Source organism: Methanobrevibacter filiformis (assembly GCF_001639265.1).
Classification (GTDB): Archaea; Methanobacteriota; Methanobacteria; order Methanobacteriales; family Methanobacteriaceae; genus Methanacia; species Methanacia filiformis.
The window spans coordinates 1-548 of sequence record NZ_LWMT01000213.1; the positions used below are offsets into that span (position 1 = coordinate 1).

Here is a 548-nt window from a genome sequence, read left to right on the forward strand (position 1 = left end):
AAGAGAAAATCGTTGTGAAAAGTCCGTTTCTGTGCAGGTTAGTTTGGATTTTTATAATTTTAATATTGTTAATACTTTTACATTAGTTGATTTTGGTGATTTTATGGATAAAGAAACTAAGAAATCTCTTTTTTACAAAAAAGTTAATAATGCCTTATATGGTGCGAATCCATCTTTTATTGAAAATAACTTACATGTTTTAAGTGATGGCTCATTTGAGATGGTTAATAGTAAATGTCCAAATTGTGGTTATCTTCATGTGAGAAAACAGGAAATACGGGAAACTACTCCAAAAATAGTGTATCATGGTAAAGGAAAAATAGGACTTAGAAGATATTACTGTCCACGTTGTGGTACAAAGTTCAAAACTAAATTAGGAAACTTAAAAGATGAAAATAATCAGTTTTTAAATAGTCTTAATGAAACAATTCGTGAATCATATGCTAATCGTGGTGGGTCATTGGATTCTATAGCTCAGGATGTTAAATTAATGCTTAATAATTGATATTAGTCATCAGACAGTTAAGAATATGTTTAAAATCAATCCT

1 pseudogene is annotated in these 548 nt (G+C 28.6%); it reads left to right on the plus strand.

The annotated features are described in order from the left end of the window. Positions 1-505, plus strand: a pseudogene (locus MBFIL_RS05480) (hypothetical protein); the annotation flags it as partial. Between the last annotated feature and the right edge of the window lie 43 nt (positions 506-548).